General features: G+C 43.9%; 19 protein-coding genes, 1 pseudogene and 1 other annotated feature. Of the genes and pseudogenes, 17 read left to right on the top strand and 3 right to left on the bottom strand.

What is annotated here, in order from left to right; all coding sequences use genetic code 11:
- Positions 1–69 precede the first annotated feature (69 nt).
- From mreB to rpmA, 10 genes are all read left to right on the top strand, one after another.
- A complete protein-coding gene (mreB, locus tag NSU16_RS13645; protein ID WP_010335164.1) occupies positions 70–1,083 on the top strand; it encodes a cell shape-determining protein MreB in 1,014 nt (337 codons plus the stop codon).
- Between the two features lie 30 nt (positions 1,084–1,113).
- Positions 1,114–1,986 (top strand): rod shape-determining protein MreC, encoded by an 873-nt coding sequence (gene mreC / locus NSU16_RS13640; RefSeq protein ID WP_010335163.1) that lies wholly within the window; start codon positions 1,114–1,116, stop codon positions 1,984–1,986.
- Positions 1,983–2,501 carry a rod shape-determining protein MreD gene (gene mreD, locus NSU16_RS13635; RefSeq protein WP_339191183.1) on the top strand — a complete coding sequence of 173 codons (519 nt, stop codon included), beginning with the start codon at positions 1,983–1,985 and terminating at the stop codon, positions 2,499–2,501. The genes mreC and mreD overlap by 4 nt, the downstream gene beginning before the upstream one ends.
- A gap of 52 nt (positions 2,502–2,553) precedes the next feature.
- Positions 2,554–3,234: a septum site-determining protein MinC gene (minC, locus tag NSU16_RS13630; RefSeq protein ID WP_168748367.1), complete on the top strand. Its 681-nt coding sequence runs from the start codon at positions 2,554–2,556 to the stop codon at positions 3,232–3,234.
- A gap of 1 nt (position 3,235) precedes the next feature.
- A complete protein-coding gene (gene minD, locus NSU16_RS13625) occupies positions 3,236–4,042 on the top strand; it encodes a septum site-determining protein MinD (RefSeq protein WP_010335160.1) in 807 nt (268 codons plus the stop codon).
- Between the two features lie 149 nt (positions 4,043–4,191).
- Positions 4,192–4,986, top strand: coding sequence for a M23 family metallopeptidase (locus NSU16_RS13620; protein ID WP_339191181.1), 795 nt, complete (start codon positions 4,192–4,194; stop codon positions 4,984–4,986).
- Positions 4,979–5,845: a M50 family metallopeptidase gene (locus NSU16_RS13615; RefSeq protein ID WP_010335158.1), complete on the top strand. Its 867-nt coding sequence runs from the start codon at positions 4,979–4,981 to the stop codon at positions 5,843–5,845. Before NSU16_RS13620 ends, NSU16_RS13615 begins: the two co-directional genes overlap by 8 nt.
- Positions 5,846–5,902: 57 nt before the next feature.
- Positions 5,903–5,980: a sequence feature (ribosomal protein L21 leader region), on the top strand.
- 13 nt (positions 5,981–5,993) lie between these two features.
- Positions 5,994–6,302, top strand: coding sequence for a 50S ribosomal protein L21 (gene rplU, locus NSU16_RS13610; protein ID WP_003222620.1), 309 nt, complete (start codon positions 5,994–5,996; stop codon positions 6,300–6,302).
- A gap of 3 nt (positions 6,303–6,305) precedes the next feature.
- On the top strand, positions 6,306–6,647 hold the full coding sequence (locus NSU16_RS13605) for a ribosomal-processing cysteine protease Prp (protein ID WP_026014751.1): 342 nt from the start codon (positions 6,306–6,308) through the stop codon (positions 6,645–6,647).
- 12 nt (positions 6,648–6,659) lie between these two features.
- Complete coding sequence (rpmA, locus tag NSU16_RS13600) at positions 6,660–6,944, top strand: 50S ribosomal protein L27 (protein WP_003222623.1); 285 nt, start codon at positions 6,660–6,662, stop codon at positions 6,942–6,944.
- A 119-nt stretch (positions 6,945–7,063) separates the two neighbouring features.
- Here rpmA and NSU16_RS13595 read toward each other — a convergent pair.
- A pseudogene (locus tag NSU16_RS13595) lies at positions 7,064–7,186 on the bottom strand (hypothetical protein).
- 77 nt (positions 7,187–7,263) lie between these two features.
- On the opposite strand from NSU16_RS13595, the gene NSU16_RS13590 reads away from it, so the two are divergent.
- From NSU16_RS13590 to pheA, 4 genes are read left to right on the top strand one after another with little or no spacing between them, the layout of a single operon-like run.
- The gene (locus NSU16_RS13590; protein ID WP_268448730.1) at positions 7,264–7,842 is read left to right on the top strand and encodes a sporulation initiation phosphotransferase B; all 579 of its coding nucleotides are present in this window, start codon (positions 7,264–7,266) and stop codon (positions 7,840–7,842) included.
- 34 nt (positions 7,843–7,876) lie between these two features.
- Entirely contained in the window at positions 7,877–9,163 is a 1,287-nt protein-coding gene (obgE, locus tag NSU16_RS13585) for a GTPase ObgE (protein WP_010335154.1), read from the top strand.
- A gap of 54 nt (positions 9,164–9,217) precedes the next feature.
- Positions 9,218–9,661, top strand: a complete 444-nt coding sequence (gene thrR, locus NSU16_RS13580) for a transcriptional regulator ThrR (protein ID WP_010335153.1) — start codon at positions 9,218–9,220, stop codon at positions 9,659–9,661.
- Between the two features lie 17 nt (positions 9,662–9,678).
- Entirely contained in the window at positions 9,679–10,536 is an 858-nt protein-coding gene (gene pheA, locus NSU16_RS13575) for a prephenate dehydratase (RefSeq protein ID WP_010335152.1), read from the top strand.
- A 21-nt stretch (positions 10,537–10,557) separates the two neighbouring features.
- Here the strand turns inward: pheA and NSU16_RS13570 are convergent, their stop codons facing one another.
- Positions 10,558–11,100, bottom strand: coding sequence for a transcription repressor NadR (locus NSU16_RS13570; RefSeq protein ID WP_339191177.1), 543 nt, complete (start codon positions 11,098–11,100; stop codon positions 10,558–10,560).
- Positions 11,066–12,247 (bottom strand): IscS subfamily cysteine desulfurase, encoded by a 1,182-nt coding sequence (locus NSU16_RS13565; protein WP_339191175.1) that lies wholly within the window; start codon positions 12,245–12,247, stop codon positions 11,066–11,068. The genes NSU16_RS13570 and NSU16_RS13565 overlap by 35 nt, the downstream gene beginning before the upstream one ends.
- Before the next feature lie 102 nt (positions 12,248–12,349).
- Between NSU16_RS13565 and nadB the strand changes: the two genes are divergently transcribed.
- Genes nadB through nadA form a run of 3 tightly spaced genes read left to right on the top strand, consistent with a single transcriptional unit; the run spans position 12,350 to position 15,858 of the window.
- A complete protein-coding gene (gene nadB, locus NSU16_RS13560; protein WP_339191173.1) occupies positions 12,350–13,945 on the top strand; it encodes an L-aspartate oxidase in 1,596 nt (531 codons plus the stop codon).
- Entirely contained in the window at positions 13,899–14,768 is an 870-nt protein-coding gene (nadC, locus tag NSU16_RS13555; RefSeq protein WP_339191170.1) for a carboxylating nicotinate-nucleotide diphosphorylase, read from the top strand. Before nadB ends, nadC begins: the two co-directional genes overlap by 47 nt.
- On the top strand, positions 14,755–15,858 hold the full coding sequence (gene nadA, locus NSU16_RS13550) for a quinolinate synthase NadA (RefSeq protein ID WP_339191167.1): 1,104 nt from the start codon (positions 14,755–14,757) through the stop codon (positions 15,856–15,858). Before nadC ends, nadA begins: the two co-directional genes overlap by 14 nt.
- Positions 15,859–15,871: the final 13 nt, after the last annotated feature.

The following is a 15,871-nucleotide window of genomic DNA, read 5'->3' as shown; positions in this document are numbered from 1 at the left end:
AGCTATAATAGAGTTTATGAGTTTTTCCCTTTAGGGTATTTTTGCTTTAAGAAAGGAAGATACATACATATGTTTGGAATTGGTACAAGAGACCTTGGTATAGATCTTGGAACTGCGAATACGCTTGTTTTTGTAAAAGGTAAAGGAATTGTTGTGAGGGAGCCGTCAGTCGTCGCGCTGCAAACGGATACGAAATCGATTGTTGCTGTCGGAAATGATGCGAAAAATATGATCGGACGGACGCCTGGAAACGTAGTGGCTCTTCGCCCGATGAAAGACGGCGTTATCGCTGATTATGAAACAACGGCTACCATGATGAAATATTACATTAATCAGGCCATTAAAAATAAAGGCATGTTTGCCAGAAAACCTTATGTGATGGTTTGTGTGCCATCCGGCATTACTGCGGTTGAAGAGCGTGCGGTTATCGATGCGACAAGACAAGCCGGAGCGCGTGACGCGTATCCGATCGAAGAGCCGTTTGCTGCGGCTATCGGCGCCAATCTCCCGGTTTGGGAACCGACTGGAAGCATGGTTGTTGATATCGGGGGCGGAACGACAGAAGTTGCAATTATTTCCCTCGGAGGTATTGTAACATCTCAATCCATCCGCGTTGCCGGTGATGAAATGGACGATGCGATTATCAACTACATCAGAAAAACATACAACCTGATGATCGGGGACCGCACTGCTGAAGCGATTAAAATGGATATCGGCTCTGCTGAATCCGCAGAAGAATCCGATAAAATGGAAATCCGCGGCCGTGACTTGCTGACAGGTCTGCCGAAAACGATCGAAATTACCGGGAAAGAAATTTCTAATGCTTTGCGTGACACGGTGTCAACCATTGTAGAGGCAGTGAAAAGCACACTTGAAAAAACACCGCCTGAGCTTGCCGCAGATATCATGGACAGAGGTATTGTGTTAACCGGCGGCGGAGCGCTTCTTCGTAATTTGGACAAAGTCATCAGCGAAGAAACAAAAATGCCGGTCCTTATCGCTGAAGACCCGCTTGATTGTGTAGCGATCGGGACAGGAAAAGCACTGGAGCACATCCATCTTTTCAAAGGAAAAACAAGATAATCGGGAGTTCAATAGAAGAGGTGTAACACGATGCCGAATAAACGGTTAATGCTATTACTTCTGTGTATTATCATATTGGTGGCTATGATTGGATTTTCGCTGAAGGACGGCCGTAATACCACCTGGCCTGAGAAACTGATCGGTGATACGACGGGAGTATTTCAAAACATTTTTCATACGCCTGCCGAATTTTTTGCAGGGATATTTGAGAACATTAGTGATTTAAAAAACACATACGAAGAAAACGAGCGTCTGAGAGAAAAGCTTGACGGGCAAACAAAATATGAAGCCAAGCTTCAAGAACTTGAAGACGAAAACAAATCCCTGCGTGACGAACTCGGCCATGTGAAATCAATAAAAGATTACAAGCCGATTTTGGCGACAGTCATTGCCAGAAGCCCTGATAATTGGGCGAAACAAGTGACCATTAACAAAGGGACACAGCAAAACGTAGCGAAAGATATGGCGGTAACGAACGAAAAAGGCGCATTAATCGGGAAGATTAAAAGCTCAGGCCTTAATAACTTTACGTCTACGGTCCAGCTTTTAAGCGATACTGACCGTAATAACAGAGTCGCAACAACCATTTCCGGGAAAAAAGGCAGCAAAGGCTACGGTTTAATCGAAGGCTATGATAAAGACAAAAAACGGCTTAAGATGACCATAATCGAACGCAAGGATAAACAAGACGTGAAAAAAGGCGATCTGATTGAAACGTCAGGCACAGGAGGCGTATTTCCAGAAGGGCTGACAATCGGTGAAGTGACTGAGATCGAGTCTGACTCTTATGGATTAACGAAAGTTGCCTATGTAAAACCTGCGGCTGATCTTTCAGATTTAAATAATGTGATCGTTGTTAATCGTGATGTACCGACTGTCGATACAGAGGAGGAAGGATCGTGAAACGTTTCCTTCTCCCTTTCGTTATGATGTTGGTTTTTTCGGCGGAAAGCATTTTTACTGATCTGGTGCATTTCCCGTTTGTTACGGATGACCAGGTGCTCGTCCCGCGTTTTCTGATGCTTGCGCTGATTTTTATGTCGGCTTTTATCAATCAAAAACACGCAGTGATCTACGGTTTTATTTTCGGCTTTCTATATGATATGAATTATACAAGTCTATTAGGTGTTTATATGTTTGGCTTTGCGGGGCTAAGCTATTTGGCGTCAAAAGCGTTTAAAGTGCTGCACACAAACGCATTTGTCGTCATCCTGATTGCTGTTCTCGCTGTTTGTCTGCTAGAATTTTATGTGTTCGGTATTCAGTCGCTGATTCACAAAGACATTATGACGTTTAATGGCTTTGTGCTAGACCGGTTTATACCGACAGTTTTATTAAATATGATAAGCGCACTCATCCTGGTTCTCCCATTTAGATTATTTTTTATGAGTCTAAAGAAAGAATTGAGAGATGAGTAAAAAGGATTTTATCTTTTTTTGACGAAATGAGTATGTTGTTGAGGTGAATATTGTGAAGACCAAAAAGCAGCAATATGTAACGATAAAAGGAACAAAGAATGGTTTGACATTGCATCTTGACGATGCATGTTCTTTTGATGAGCTTCTCGATGGTCTTCAGAATATGCTGTCAATTGAACAATATACAGATGGAAAAGGCCAGAAAATCAGCGTTCACATTAAGCTGGGCAATCGATGCTTATATCAGGAGCAAGAGGAACAGCTGACCGAAATAATTGCGTCAAAAAAAGATTTGTTTGTTCATTCTATTGAGAGTGAAGTCATTACTAAAAAAGAAGCACAGCGTATGAAAGAGGAAGCGGAAATTATTTCTGTCTCAAAAATTGTCCGTTCAGGCCAAGTGCTCGAGGTGAAGGGCGATTTGCTTCTGATCGGAGATGTGAATCCGGGCGGGACAGTCAGAGCCGGCGGAAACATTTTTGTTCTGGGTTCGCTGAAAGGGATTGCCCACGCCGGATTTAACGGAAATAATCATGCGGTTATTGCTGCCTCTGAAATGCTGCCGACACAGTTAAGAATCAATCACGTGTTAAATCGCTCCCCAGACCACATTCAAAAAGGGAACGAAATGGAATGTGCTTATTTAGATACAGACGGAAATATGGTCATTGAACGCCTTCAACATTTGGCTCATTTAAGACCTGATCTAACAAGGCTTGAGGGAGGAATGTGAATTGGGTGAGGCTATCGTAATAACTTCGGGAAAAGGCGGAGTAGGTAAAACAACAACATCTGCTAACCTCGGTACCGCCTTAGCCATTTTAGGGAAGCGTGTATGTTTAGTAGATACTGATATAGGACTGCGCAACCTGGATGTAGTAATGGGTCTTGAAAATAGAATTATTTATGATCTCGTCGACGTTGTAGAGGGCAGATGTAAAATGCATCAGGCGCTCGTAAAGGATAAACGGTTTGATGATTTGCTCTATTTAATGCCCGCTGCTCAAACGAGCGATAAAACGGCTGTTGCTCCTGAACAAATCAAAACTATGGTCCAAGAGCTCAAGCAGGAATTTGATTATGTCATCATAGACTGCCCCGCAGGAATTGAGCAAGGATACAAAAACGCCGTTTCTGGGGCTGACAAGGCGGTAGTGGTCACAACGCCTGAGATTTCAGCTGTGCGAGATGCTGATCGCATTATAGGGCTATTGGAAAAAGAAGAAAATATTGAACCGCCGCGGCTCGTTGTAAACAGAATCAGAAATCACCTGATGAAAAACGGTGACACGATGGATATCGATGAAATCGTTCAGCATTTGTCGATTGATTTGCTCGGTATCGTTGCCGATGATGATGAAGTGATTAAGGCATCTAACCATGGCGAACCAATTGCAATGGATCCGAAAAACCGCGCTTCCATCGCATATCGCAATATTGCCCGCCGCATTTTAGGCGAATCTGTTCCTTTGCAGGTGCTTGAAGAGCAAAACAAGGGAATGATGGCTAAGATTAAGTCATTTTTCGGAGTAAGATCTTAATTTCATAGAATAAAAGAGAAGAACCTGACAAAGCAAATGCTGTGTCAGGTTTTTTTGTTTCTGACTGCTCTGTGCTGAAGGTAAATCGAATAATTGCCGTGGACAAGACATATGATGTACAAACCCAACGAATGCAAAGGATGATGGCAATGAGTCACAGAGCAGATGAAATCAGAAAACGATTAGAGAAAAGAAGGAAACAGGTTTCCGGCTCAAAACGTTTCCCTACTCAGACAGGTTCCGAAAAGCAAAAACCGCCGTCTTGGGTCATGGTATCTGATCAGGAAAAACATGGGGCTATCCCGGTATATGAAGATGGCAATTCGAATTTCAGCGGAAGACACCCTTTGGTGAAAACAGACTCAATGATTCTGAAATGCCTTCTATCGGCCTGCCTTGTTCTGGTTTCTGCCATAGCCTATAAAACAAACATTGGACCCATCAGCCAGATCAAGCCGGTCGTTGCACAAGCCTTCGAAACAGAATTTCAATTTGCTTCAGCAAGCCATTGGTTTGAAACGAAATTTGGCAGCCCGCTTGCATTTCTCGCTCCTGAAAAGAAAAATAAGGAACAGCAGGTTGAAGTGAGTCAAGATCTTGTTGCACCCGCGTCTGGTAAAGTTCAGCAGGATTTTCAGGACAACGGGGAAGGCATTAAAGTCGAAACAAGCAGTGATACAATCGATTGTATAAAAGAAGGCTATGTTGTTGAAGTCAGTAAAGACGGTGAGACGGGGCTTACAGTAAAAGTGCAGCATGCTGACAATACCTACAGCATTTATGGTGAACTGAAAGACGTGGATGTCGCTTTATATGATTTTGTAGATAAAGGCAAAAAGCTCGGTACGATTAAACTCGATGATCATAACAAAGGGCTCTATTATTTTGCCATGAAAGACGGCGACAAATTTATTGATCCGATTCAGGTGATCTCATTTGAATAAATGGCTTGACCTCATCTTGAAAATTCATGTTCATCCTTTTCTTTGGATTATCATGGCGCTGGGGCTGGTTACAGGGCATATGAAAGCATTGCTATGTTTGCTTGTGATTGTCCTGATCCATGAGCTGGGGCATGCCGCTCTGGCCGTGTTTTTTTCTTGGAGAATCAAGCGTGTTTTTTTGCTGCCATTTGGAGGAACGGTTGAAGTGGAAGAGCACGGAAATCGGCCGTTAAAGGAAGAGTTTGCGGTTATTATTGCCGGACCTCTTCAGCACATTTGGCTCCAGCTTGCGGCTTGGATGCTTGCAGGCCTCTCAATAATTAATCATGAGACCTTTGAACTGTTTACATTTTATAATCTATCTATTTTATTTGTGAATCTGCTGCCGATTTGGCCGCTTGACGGCGGCAAGCTGTTATTTTTATTTTTTTCAAAGCATCTGGCTTTTCAAAAAGCGCATCGGCTGAATCTAAAGACTTCACTTGTGTGCTGCCTGCTTCTCGCATGCTGGGTTTTATTTGCGGTTCCTCTGCAAATCAGCGCATGGGTTTTGTTTGTCTTTCTGGCTGTTTCTTTGTTTGAGGAGTACAGGCAAAGACACTACATCCATGTGAGGTTTCTCTTGGAAAGATACTATGGGAAAAACCGTGAGCTTGAAAAATTGCTTCCGCTTACCGTTAATGCTGAGGATAAAGTCTATCATGTAATGGCGGAATTCAAACGAGGCTGTAAGCACCCCATTATTATAGAAAAGTCAGGAGAGAAGTTAAGCCAGCTGGATGAGAATGAAGTGCTGCATGCCTACTTTGCTGATAAACGGACAAATTCCTCCATGGAGGAACTGCTGCTGCCTTATTAAAATCGATTGACAAACGCCTTGTATTTTGATATATTTTTTAATGTTATGGATGTAGCACCAATGCTACAACCGCTCAGTACAGGTGTTAAGAGTTGTTTTACAGCCCCCTGGTATCTGGCGAGTCTTAGTCTAATAGGAGGTGCAGAGAATGTACGCAATCATTAAAACAGGCGGTAAACAAATTAAAGTTGAAGAAGGCCAAACTGTTTACATCGAGAAACTTGCTGCTGAAGCAGGTGAAACAGTTACTTTTGAAGACGTTTTGTTTGTTGGCGGAGACAATGTGAAAGTCGGCAACCCTACAGTTGAAGGCGCAACAGTAACGGCTAAAGTTGAAAAACAAGGCCGCGCGAAAAAAATCACTGTTTTCAGATACAAAGCAAAGAAAAACGTTCATAAAAAACAAGGTCATCGTCAGCCTTACACTAAAGTGACGATCGAAAAAATCAACGCGTAAGCCATGATCCAGGCAACAATCAGAAGGTCCCGTGCTGACAAAAGCGTATTGTCTTTTGAAATGACGGGCCACGCGAATTTTGCTGAACATGGACAAGATCTCGTCTGTGCCGGAGTGACAGCTGTTGTGTTTGGATCCGTTAACGCGGTCATCGCGTTGGCGGGCTTCGAGCCGCTTCTTGATATAGGAGAAGATGGGGGTTATTTTTACTTTGAATTCCCTGAATCTCTCGATCCGGAGGCGCGCCAAAAAGCTCAGCTGCTGATTGAAGGCATGATTGTTTCGTTAGAGACAATCGAACGGGATTACAAAGATCACTTGCGTGTGACCACAAACATAATATAGGAGGTGAGCTACATGCTTAGATTAGATCTTCAGTTTTTCGCTTCTAAAAAAGGAGTAGGTTCTACAAAGAACGGACGTGACTCTGAGGCTAAACGTTTAGGTGCTAAACGTGCTGACGGTCAATTCGTAACAGGCGGTTCTATCCTTTACCGTCAACGCGGAACAAAAATTTACCCAGGTGAAAACGTGGGCCGCGGCGGAGATGACACTCTTTTTGCGAAAATCGACGGAACTGTTAAATTCGAACGTTTCGGACGTGACCGCAAAAAAGTGAGCGTATATCCTGTAGCTCAATAATGATTCAAAAACTCCGGTCGATAATGACTGGAGTTTTTTTTGCAATATGCGGAGTAAGCATCAAGAATGTTATGCAGAGTATGTGCGAGCAGACCCCGCCAAGAATGAGAACGAATGTCTCAAACCCACTGGATATGTTCCCCAAGCAGTAATACATAAAATGTTCTGCCTGGCTGAAAATCAACCTAAGCCAGAAAAAAGGAACATGATATTTCTGGGAAAAACAATTGTTTTTCTATCAAAGCCTTCTCTGTTATAATTCATAATACACACTTATACAGACTCCTAAATAAGAAATCAAATGATTGGGAGTGCGAAAATGAAGGATGTTTCAAAAAATCAAGAAGAAAATATAAGCGATACAGCTTTAACAAATGAACTGATTCATCTTCTCAGCCATTCCCGGCATGATTGGATGAATAAGCTGCAGCTTATTAAAGGAAACTTAAGCTTGCAGAAGTATGACCGCGTCTTTGAAATCATTGAAGAAATGGTGATAGACGCTAAACACGAATCAAAGCTCTCAAACCTGAAAACACCGCATTTAGCGTTTGATTTTCTTACGTTTAATTGGAAAGCCCAATGTATGACGCTTGAATATGAAGTTCTCGGGGAAATTAAGGATTTGTCAGCTTATGATCAAAAATTGGCGAAACTGATGAGAAAGCTGTTTCATCTGTTTGAACAAGCAGTTTCTAGAGGCAGTGAAAATCATTTAACCGTTTCGCTTCAAACCGATCATCCTGACAGACAGCTGATACTGTACCTTGATTTTCACGGAACTTTTGCCAATATATCTGCCTTTGATGATTTTCGGCAAAATGGATATGAGGACTTTGATATCATGCGTTTTGGGATCACAAGCCACGAATGTCTAATTGAAATTGGGTTGAACTAGCGGTGTTTTTTAACGGTTTAGAACGGAGGACATTATGTTTGTAGATCAGGTGAAAGTGTATGTAAAAGGCGGCGACGGAGGCAACGGGATGGTTGCGTTTCGCCGTGAAAAATATGTGCCGAAAGGCGGCCCTGCCGGCGGAGATGGCGGAAAGGGAGGAGACGTCGTTTTTGAAGTGGACGAAGGTCTCCGTACTCTTATGGATTTTAGATATAAAAAACACTTTAAAGCGATTCGCGGCGAGCATGGCATGTCAAAAAACCAGCATGGACGAAATGCGGAGGATATGGTCATTAAAGTTCCGCCCGGCACAGTTGTGACAGACGATGATACAAAGCAGGTCATTGCCGATTTAACCGAGCATGGACAGCAGGCAGTCATCGCAATGGGCGGAAGAGGCGGAAGAGGAAACTCACGCTTTGCCACACCGGCAAACCCTGCACCTCAGCTCTCAGAAAACGGTGAACCGGGAAAAGAACGCTATGTTGTTCTTGAATTAAAAGTGCTTGCAGATGTCGGGCTTGTCGGGTTTCCAAGTGTAGGGAAATCGACTTTATTGTCCGTCGTTTCATCTGCCAAACCGAAAATTGCGGATTATCACTTTACGACACTTGTTCCGAATCTTGGCATGGTCGAAACAGATGACGGACGGAGCTTCGTTATGGCCGATTTGCCTGGCCTGATTGAAGGGGCTCATCAAGGCGTCGGGCTCGGCCACCAATTTTTGCGCCATATTGAGCGGACCCGCGTTATCGTTCATGTCATTGATATGTCCGGTTTGGAAGGCCGCGATCCGTATGAGGATTATGTGACGATTAATCAGGAATTGAGCGAGTACAATTTGCGTCTCACGGAGCGCCCGCAAATTATTGTCGCGAATAAAATGGACATGCCGCAGGCGGCGGAAAATCTTGAAGGCTTCAAAGAAAAGCTGAAGGATGATTATCCGGTGTTCCCAGTCAGTGCAGTGACAAGAGAAGGTCTTCGCGAGCTTTTGTACGAAGTCGCCAATCAGCTGGAAAACACTCCGGAATTCCCGCTGTATGACGAGGAAGAGCTTACGCAAAACCGTGTCATGTACACGATGGAGAATGAAGAAGTGCCATTCAACATTACGCGAGAACCTGACGGAGTCTTTGTGCTTTCAGGAGACAGTCTTGAGCGGTTATTCAAGATGACTGATTTCTCACGTGATGAATCTGTTAAACGATTTGCAAGACAGATGCGGGGGATGGGTGTTGATGAAGCACTCAGAGAACGCGGGGCCAAAGACGGAGACATTATCAGACTTCTTGAATTTGAATTTGAATTTATTGATTAATAATGGGTGAGAGCCTGGATATCAGGCTCTCTATTTTCAAAAGGGGGGATGCAAGTGAAAGAGGAGACGTTTTATCTTGTCCGTGAAGATGTGTTGCCTGATGCGATGAGAAAAACATTGGAAGTCAAAAAACTGCTGGATCGAAAAAAAGCAGAATCAGTGGCAGACGCCGTTCAAAAGGTAGATTTAAGCAGAAGCGCATTTTATAAATACAGAGATGCCGTTTTTCCTTTTTATACAATGGTTAAAGAACAAATTATCACACTTTTCTTTCATTTAGAGGATCGCTCAGGCGCGTTATCTCAGCTCCTTCAGGCGGTGGCTGACTCTGGAAGCAACGTTCTTTCCATTCACCAGACCATTCCGCTTCAAGGGAGAGCAAACGTAACGCTGTCTATCAGTACATCCGCAATGGAAGAGGACATTCATACATTAATGAACAAGATGAGAAAGTTTGACTTTGTAGAAAAGGTTGAAATATTAGGTTCAGGAGCGTAAGGGGAGAGAATATCGTCATGAAAGTCGGTTACTTAGGTCCAGCAGCTACATTCACACATCTAGCAGTCAGTTCTTGTTTTCTAAATGGCGCCGAGCATGTTGCTTACCGCACGATACCGGAATGTATAGATGCGGCAGTTGCGGGTGAGGTTGATTTCGCTTTTGTGCCTTTAGAGAACGCATTAGAAGGATCAGTAAACTTAACAATAGACTATTTAATACATGAACAGCCTCTGCCTATCGTAGGTGAAATGACATTGCCGATACATCAGCATTTACTCGTTCATCCTTCCAGAGAGAATGCATGGAAAGACCTGAACAAAATTTATTCGCACTCACATGCGATTGCGCAGTGCCATAAGTTTCTCCATCGGCATTTTTCTTCCGTCCCGTATGAATACGCCAATTCAACTGGAGCGGCGGCAAAGTTTGTCAGTGACCATCCCGAGCTGAATATCGGGGTGATTGCCAATGAAATGGCGGCTTCTACATACGGATTAAAAATCGTAAAACGGGATATCCAGGACTATAGAGACAATCATACGCGATTTGTCATTCTGTCTCCTGATGAAAATATAACCTTTGAAGTGAATTCAAAATTGAATTCAAGACCAAAAACAACACTGATGGTGATGCTTCCCCAGGATGATCAATCCGGAGCGCTGCATAGAGTGCTGTCTGCTTTTTCTTGGAGAAACTTAAACCTGTCAAAAATCGAGTCCCGTCCGACCAAAACCGGGTTAGGGAATTATTTCTTTATTATTGATATTGAACAGGCGTTTGATGAAGTATTAATCCCTGGAGCTATGCAGGAGCTTGAAGCGCTCGGTTGCAAAGTAAAGCTGCTTGGTACATATCAATCTTATCAATTATAAAAAGCCCTAATAGGGCTTTTTTTAGTCTTCAATCAAAATGCCGGCTTCCTCGAGCGCTTGACAGGCTTGATCGATGCGATGTTCATCCGGCGCTGTCAGTGTATGGAGATGCACACCATCTGTCAGCTGTGATAAATAGGCGGCATTTGTGGAATTGATCTTTTTGATGAAATGTTTGACTTCTTTTCGCGTGCCGACTTGGATCGCTGCAGTTAAATCGCCGTATACAGGGTGCTCAATTTTTACGTCTTTTACAGTTACCCCTTCATCCACGATGAGCTGCAATTCTTCTTCTGTCCGTTCAGGTCCGTGCAAACACGCTATGATTCTTTCTGCCTGCTGATGCTTTTGAGCGGCGGCGTCCAGATAGACATACCCTTGGCTTGTGGCGATAATCGGCTCATTTTTCGCTTTTAAAAGCGAGATATCCTGAACGATCACCTGTCTTGAAACATTTGCTTTTTTGGCGAGCTCTCCTCCTGTCAGCGGCGATTGGGATTCCTTCAGCCACAAAAGAAGCTGCTCACGCCTATTGGTGCCCATGAGCTTTAATTCTTCGGTCAATATGATATTCTCCTTTCCTTTGTTCCAAAAGCGCTGTAAACGTATGTAATAACATATCCAGCTGTTCAGTGGTTGTGTTTCTTCCGAAAGAGATCCGGATAAATTGCAAGGCTTCCTGTTCTGTTTTTCTTAACGCTTTCATCGTTTCAGACGGCCCGTGATAACCTGCAGAACAAGCGCTTCCCGTTGAAATGCAAATATTATTCCGATTACATTCTAACATAACATATTGTCCTTCAAATGAGCCAAAAAAACACCCGATAATATGGGGCAGACATTCTGTGTTTGCACCGTCTGCCGCAAGGGTTACAGGGAGAGACCGAATACGGATTTGTTCTAAAAAGTATTGTCTCAGCATTTGATTGTGGGATATCTGTTTTTCCATTTCACTTGCGATCAGCTCCGCTGCCGCTGTAAAGGCTCCGATACCCGGTACGTTTACCGTGCCTGCTCGAAACCCATTCTCGTGAGCGGTGTCAGGGTATACCGGCTTCCAATTAACGTCCGGTCGAATATAGACAGCTCCGACTCCTTTAGGGCCGTGGATTTTGTGACTGGAGACAGAGAGAGCATCAACCCCCATTTCCTCAGTATTGATGGGCAGTTTGCCGAATGTTTGAACCGCATCACAATGAAGAAGAATTTTCCTGTTGTGAAGAAACGATGACAGGTGTTTAATGGGCTGAATGATTCCTGTTTCTGAATTGGCATGCTGAATAGAAACCAGGCCTGTGTCCGGGCGAATATGGGCTGCCAATATTTCCTCGGTAATAAGTCCATACTCATTAGGCTTAATGATTGTCACGTCAAAGCCATGATTATGCAGAAAAGCAGCACAGTTATGGATTGATTGATGTTCCATGGCCGTCGTAATAAAATGTCTTTTTGTTTTTGGCAGGCCGTTTAACAATGATTGAATGCCAAGAAAATTGGATTCAGTACCGCCGCTTGTAAAATATATCCCATCTGTTTCTCCGCCGATTATGGCAGCTATTTTCCCTCGGCAGTACTCCAGTATATGCTTTGCTTTTCCCCCAGCATCATGCAAACTGCTGGCATTTCCGTACATTTCAATGCTGAGCTTCTGAAATACGTCCAGAGCTTCCTCGCAAATTGGCGTGGTTGCTGCATAATCTAAATAAATCATCCGGTCTTTCCTCCATATGTTCTTCATAAAAAACTCTTGAGTTTATTTTATCCTTGTGTAAATATAGGTGTCAAGACAGGTGTAAACAACAGGAGGTGGCATATGTCTATAAAGACGATTGCGGTCATTGGTTCAGGAGCGGCAGCACTTGCCCTGGCTTCTGCACTTCCGCCATCATACCAGGTGACTGTCATCACGAAAAAAGGCATAAAAAACAGCAATTCAAGACATGCACAGGGAGGAATTGCTGCGGCTTATGCAAAAAATGACTCGATTGCGTCTCATATAGAGGATACGCTATATGCAGGCTGCGGACATAACGATCTAAACATCGTATCAGACGTTTTACTTGAAGGAAAAACCATTATCGAGAACTTTCTGGAGAATGACTTTCCATTTGACCGGAATGAACAAGGCCACGTCAGCCTCGGCAGGGAAGGAGCCCATACGAACAACCGCATTTTTCATGCAGGCGGAGACGCTACAGGCAGCATGCTCATTGATTATTTGCTGAAACAAATCAAAAGCCAAATCGAAGTAATCGAGAATGAAACAGCGGTTGATATGCTGATGAAGGATGGGCGCTGTGTTGGTGTCGTGACGAAAGACAGCCGCGGTCGGATCAATTTGCGGCATGCAGATGAGGTTGTGCTGGCAGCTGGCGGATGCGGAAGCTTGTTTCAGCACCATACGAACGATCCATCTGTCACTGGTGACGGTCTTTCCCTTGCTTATCGGGCCGGAGCGGAATTAACTGATTTAGAGTTTGCCCAGTTTCACCCTACACTGCTTGTCAAAAATGGCGTCTCGTGTGGGCTTGTTTCTGAGGCAGTCAGAGGTGAGGGCGGTTTTTTAACAGACCAAAACGGCCGCCGCATTATGGCCGGACGGCACCCACTGGAGGATTTAGCACCACGGGACGTCGTCTCGCGGATCATTCATGAAGAAATAGCAAAAGGAAAACGTGTGTATATCGATTGCAGTACTATTTCTGACTTCGAAGTGCGTTTTCCCACAATCACCTCTATTTGCGAAAAGGCAGGAGTCGATATTCGTAAAAGAAAAATACCTGTTGCGCCGGGAATGCATTTTTTAATGGGTGGCGTTTCAGTCAATCGGTGGGGAGAAACAACTGTGCCCGGGCTTTACGCGATAGGGGAAACAGCATGCACCGGCTTACACGGAGCCAATCGTCTTGCGAGCAATTCCTTGCTGGAGGCACTTGTGTTTGGGAAACGAGCAGCAGAACACATCATGAGAAAACCGGTTGATAACAGGTATAGTCAATTCACCAGTGAAGCCAGAGGAGTTTATGAGGTGCCGAATATTGAGCTTTCTGAACTGCAAAACAGAATGACAAGCGATATGTCCATAATAAGAGAAAAAGACAGACTGATTGAGATGAGCAATTGGCTATATGGGCTCCCTTCTCAGAACTTAAATGTGAAGGATATCACAATTTCGCAGCTGGAGCTTTCTCACTTGTGGCAGGTTGCAAAGCTGATGACCTCGTCTGCTCTATTGCGGGAAGAAAGCAGGGGGGCGCATTTTCGAATTGATATCCCTCAGGCTGATGCAGGCTGGCAAGGACTCCAAATTGTTCATACAAAAAAGGGAACAAGAATGAGAAAAAACGAAGGGATTTGGAAAAATGAATCTTTTACAGCTGAAAAAATTGCTGAATCACTTTTTTCATGAGGATATAGGGACGGGAGATCTTACATCACAGTCCATCTTTGAAGGACAGAACTGTGAGGCCTCAATTGTTGCAAAGTCAGACGGCATTTTCGCCGGAGCTGCGGTGATCAAAGAAGGATTTGCTTTATTAGATGAAAAGGTTCAGACGTGTTTGCACAAAAAAGATGGAGATCATTTGCAAAAAGGTGATGTGATTGCCGTCTTACGCGGGCCGGCGGCTGCTCTTCTTTCTGGAGAGAGGGTAGTATTAAATCTTATTCAAAGGCTGTCGGGTATTGCGACGATGACAAGACAGGCTGTTGCACGGCTTGATGATGATCACATTAAGATTTGTGATACAAGGAAAACGACGCCGGGGTTAAGAATGCTCGAAAAATATGCGGTCAGGGTCGGAGGAGGATATAACCATCGATTCGGCCTATACGACGGAATCATGATCAAAGATAATCACATTGCAGCTTGCGGTTCCATTGTAAAGGCGTGTGAAAAAGCGCGACAGGCGGCAGGGCATATGGTGAATATTGAAGTGGAAATTGAATCTGAGGAGCAGCTCAGAGAAGCCATTCTTGCTGAAGCTGATGTCATTATGTTTGACAATTGTCCGCCTGATACTGTCCGCCATTTTGCAAATATCACACCGGATCACATTAAAACCGAAGCTTCCGGAGGCATTACATTAGAATCTCTGCCCGCTTTTAGAGGAACGGGTGTGAATTATATTTCTTTAGGATTTCTGACTCATTCGGTCAAAAGCTTAGATATCAGCATGGATGTGGCGTTAACAAATCAGCCAGTGGAGGAGTGCGATTATGTCAATTCTTGATGCAATGAAGCAATTTGAAATGATGCCTGATCATTATAAAGGTCTGTCAATGGGGGAGATGGAGAGACGTGTTGCCGCCATCAAAGAAAAGTTCGGGAGCAGGTTGCTTATTCCAGGCCATCATTATCAAAAGGATGAAGTGATTCAATTTGCTGACCAAACGGGCGATTCTCTCCAGCTTGCCCAAATGGCGGAAAAAAATAAGGATGCGGAATATATTGTATTTTGCGGCGTACATTTTATGGCAGAGACCGCTGATATGCTGACGGGTGCGGACCAAACGGTCATCCTGCCAGATATGAGAGCGGGCTGTTCCATGGCTGATATGGCTGATATGCAGCAGACGAACAGGGCGTGGGAGAAACTTCAGCATATATTCGGCGACACGATCATACCATTAACTTATGTGAATTCCACAGCGGAGATCAAGGCATTTGTCGGAAAGCACGGGGGAGCGACTGTAACCTCATCGAATGCAAAAAAAGTGCTTGAATGGGCGTTTACACAGAAAAAACGCATTTTATTTCTGCCTGATCAGCACTTAGGGAGAAACACCGCTTATGAACTGGGTATCCCGCTTGAAGACATGGCTGTCTGGGACCCGATTCAAGATCAATTGGAGAACGAAGCAGAACATAACGATATCAAGGTTATTCTTTGGAAAGGCCACTGCTCTGTTCATGAAAAATTCACTGTAAAAAATATAAATGATTTGAGAGAACGAGATTCTGACATCCGGATCATTGTTCATCCCGAATGCTCTCATGAAGTTGTAATGCAAAGTGACGACAGCGGATCAACGAAATATATTATTGATACCGTCAGCCGCGCTCAGCCGGGAAGCAAGTGGGCAATCGGTACAGAAATGAATCTTGTTCAGCGACTGATTCAAGAATATCCCGACAAACAGATCGAATCATTGAATCCGGATATGTGTCCGTGTCTGACGATGAATCGAATTGACCTCCCGCATTTGCTCTGGTCTTTAGAACAAATCGAAAAAGGAGAACCAGCAGGCGTGATCAAAGTGCCGAAAGTCATTCAGGACGATGCCCTTCTTGCACTGAATCGAATGCTTTCCATTACGTAAATCAGAAATATTT

Source organism: Bacillus sp. FSL K6-1003 (genome assembly GCF_037964945.1).
GTDB classification, from domain to species: Bacteria; Bacillota; Bacilli; order Bacillales; family Bacillaceae; genus Bacillus; species Bacillus mojavensis.
Note: the sequence above shows the minus strand (reverse complement) of the source record. Positions and strands in the feature narration are given on the sequence as shown.

Excerpts from the sequence above, each read along its gene's own strand:
- nadA (WP_339191167.1), top strand. The coding sequence starts at position 14,755 with ATGTCAATTCTTGATGCAATGAAGCAATTTGAAATGATGCCTGATCAT.
- mreC (WP_010335163.1), top strand. The coding sequence starts at position 1,114 with ATGCCGAATAAACGGTTAATGCTATTACTTCTGTGTATTATCATATTG.
- NSU16_RS13605 (WP_026014751.1), top strand. The coding sequence starts at position 6,306 with ATGATCCAGGCAACAATCAGAAGGTCCCGTGCTGACAAAAGCGTATTG.
- nadC (WP_339191170.1), top strand. The coding sequence starts at position 13,899 with ATGAATCTTTTACAGCTGAAAAAATTGCTGAATCACTTTTTTCATGAG.
- NSU16_RS13620 (WP_339191181.1), top strand. The coding sequence starts at position 4,192 with ATGAGTCACAGAGCAGATGAAATCAGAAAACGATTAGAGAAAAGAAGG.
- pheA (WP_010335152.1), top strand. The coding sequence starts at position 9,679 with ATGAAAGTCGGTTACTTAGGTCCAGCAGCTACATTCACACATCTAGCA.
- mreB (WP_010335164.1), top strand. The coding sequence starts at position 70 with ATGTTTGGAATTGGTACAAGAGACCTTGGTATAGATCTTGGAACTGCG.
- NSU16_RS13590 (WP_268448730.1), top strand. The coding sequence starts at position 7,264 with ATGAAGGATGTTTCAAAAAATCAAGAAGAAAATATAAGCGATACAGCT.
- rpmA (WP_003222623.1), top strand. The coding sequence starts at position 6,660 with ATGCTTAGATTAGATCTTCAGTTTTTCGCTTCTAAAAAAGGAGTAGGT.
- rplU (WP_003222620.1), top strand. The coding sequence starts at position 5,994 with ATGTACGCAATCATTAAAACAGGCGGTAAACAAATTAAAGTTGAAGAA.
- NSU16_RS13565 (WP_339191175.1), bottom strand. The coding sequence starts at position 12,247 with ATGATTTATTTAGATTATGCAGCAACCACGCCAATTTGCGAGGAAGCT.
- nadB (WP_339191173.1), top strand. The coding sequence starts at position 12,350 with ATGTCTATAAAGACGATTGCGGTCATTGGTTCAGGAGCGGCAGCACTT.
- obgE (WP_010335154.1), top strand. The coding sequence starts at position 7,877 with ATGTTTGTAGATCAGGTGAAAGTGTATGTAAAAGGCGGCGACGGAGGC.